1 rRNA gene (cut by a window edge) is annotated in these 2,652 nt (G+C 53.1%); it reads right to left on the bottom strand.

The window, feature by feature from the left end:
- A 23S ribosomal RNA gene (locus tag QZN42_RS09785) occupies positions 1-2,652 on the bottom strand; its annotated part reaches 41 nt to the left of the window's first position; the annotation flags it as partial.

Genomic DNA, 2,652 nt, shown 5'->3' on the forward strand with positions numbered 1-2,652 from the left:
CCTTGCGGCCCTTCCACTCACAGCCTATCAACCTCATCGTCTTTAAGGGGTCTTACTCATTGCTGATGAGAAGTCTCATCTCGGGACGGGCTTCACGCTTAGATGCTTTCAGCGTTTATCCTTTCCGGATGCGGCTTTCCAGCCGTGCCGCTGGCGCGACAACTGGTACACCGTTGATCCGTCCACTCCGGTCCTCTCGTACTAGGAGCAGCCTCCCTCAAACTTCTTGCGCCCGCGATGGATATGAACCAAACTGTCTCACGACGTTTTGAACCCAGCTCGCGTACCACTTTAATGGGCGAACAGCCCAACCCTTGGAACCTACTCCAGCTCCAGGATGTGATGAGCCGACATCGAGGTGCCAAACCTCCCCGTCGATATGAACTCTTGGGAGAGATTAGCCTGTTATCCCCAGGGTAGCTTTTATCCGTTGAGCGATGGCCTTTCCACTCAGTACCACCGGATCACTAAGCCCGACTTTCGTCTCTGCTCGACTTGTTTGGGCGCCTCCGTTACTCTTTCGGAGGCGACCGCCCCAGTCAAACCGCCTGCCTGAGATGGTCCACGAGGTTGTTAGTCTCCGTGTTAGAATCGCAGCAACAGAAGGGTGGTATCCCAACATTGGCTCCGTAACACCCAAAGGCATTACTTCAAAGCCTCCCACCTATCCTGTGCATCTGTCACCGCGATTCAATCTCAAGCTGCAGTGAAGCTCCATGGGGTCTTTCTGTCCAGTCGCGGGTAACCTGCATCTTCACAGGTATTTCAATTTCACCGGGCCCCTCGTTGAGACAGTGCCCAAATCATTACGCCTTTCATGCGGGTCGGAACTTGCCCGACAAGGAATTTCGCTACCTTAGGACCGTTATAGTTACGGCCGCCGTTCACTGGGGCTTCAGTTCAAAGCTTCGCTTGCGCTGACCTCTCTCCTTAACCTTCCAGCACCGGGCAGGCGTCAGCACCTATACTTCAGCTTGCGCTTTCGCAGGCACCTGTGTTTTTGGTAAACAGTTGCTTGGGCCTCTTTTCTGCCACCCTTTTCTGTTCCAGCCGTTTCTGGCTTTCGCTTATTCAGGGTCATCCTTCTCCCTAAGTTACGGATGCAATTTGCCGAGTTCCTTAACGAGGGTTTTCCCGCGCACCTTAGGATTCTCTCCCCGCCTACCTGTGTCGGTTTACGGTACGGGCGGATAGTCTCTCGCTAGAAGTTTTTCTTGGCAGTGTGGGATCCATGAGTTCGTCAAAGTTTCCTTTAACTCCCCATCATGTCTCTGCTTTCAGGTAAGGGGATTTGCCTCCTTACCTACATACGCACTTGGACGCGCTCTTCCAGCCGCGCGATCATGTGCCCTCCTGCGTCGCTCCATTGCTCAGACGATTCTATCCGGTACAGGAATTTCAACCTGTTGTCCATCGCCTACGCGTCTCCGCCTCGGCTTAGGTCCCGACTTACCCTGAGTCGACGATCGTTGCTCAGGAACCCTCGGGCTTTCGGTGGAAAGGATTCTCACCTTTCTTTTCGATACTCATACCGGCATTCTCACTGCTTAACTGTCCACATATCCTTACGGTTATGCTTCTTCCTGTTAAGTACGCTCCCCTACCCAGATATTGCTATCTGCCATAGCTTCGGTTCCGTGCTTGAGCCCCGGACATTTTCGGCGCAGCGTCTCTCGACCAGTGAGCTATTACGCACTCTTTGAATGGTGGCTGCTTCTGAGCCAACATCCTGGTTGTTTATGAAACGCCACATCCTTCGCCACTTAGCACGGCATTTGGGACCTTAGCTGATGATCTGGGCTGTTTCCCTTTTGACCACGGCCCTTATAAGTCGTAGTCTGACTCCCAGGTATAATTGCAGCCATTCGTAGTTTGACTGGGTTTGGTAACCGGGTAGGTCCCTCTCCTGATCAGTGCTCTACCGCCTGCAATCTCACCCTGAGGCTAGCCCTAAAGCTATTTCGGGGAGAACCAGCTATCTCCACGTTCGATTGGAATTTCACCCCTACCCACACCTCATCCTAACCCTTTTCAACGGATATAGGTTCGGCCCTCCGCACATTTTTACCTGTGTTTCAGCCTGGACATGGGTAGATCACTGTGGTTTCGGGTCTATGCAATCCAACTTTCCGCCCTATTAAGACTCGCTTTCGCTTCGGCTCCGCATTTCCTGCTTAACCTTGCTGGACCTCATAACTCGCCGGTTCATTCTTCAATAGGCACGCCGTCGACCTTATTATTAAGCGGTCTCCGACTGCTTGTAAACATACGGTTTCAGGTTCTCTTTCATTCCCCTCCCGGGGTGCTTTTCACCTTTCCCTCATGGTACTATGCGCTATCGGTCGATATCTGTGTTTTGCCTTGGAGGGTGGTCCCCCCGGCTTCCCACGGGGTTTCTCGTGTCCCGCGGTACTCTGGTGCCGTCTGTCCTTCTCAGCCTTTCGCTTACATGGCTTTCACATCCTATGGCTCTCCTTCCCAGGAGATTCGGCTAGGCGTCCTTTTCGTGTGACGGTCCTCAACCCCGGAAAAGTTTCCTTCTCCGGTTTGGGCTTCTGCCCCGTTCGCTCGCCGCTACTTGGGGTATCTCGTTTGATTACTTCTCCTCGGGCTACTTAGATGTTTCAGTTCGCCCGGTTCCCTTCCATACTC

Source organism: uncultured Dialister sp. (assembly GCA_900314595.1).
GTDB lineage: Bacteria > Bacillota > Negativicutes > Veillonellales > Dialisteraceae > Dialister.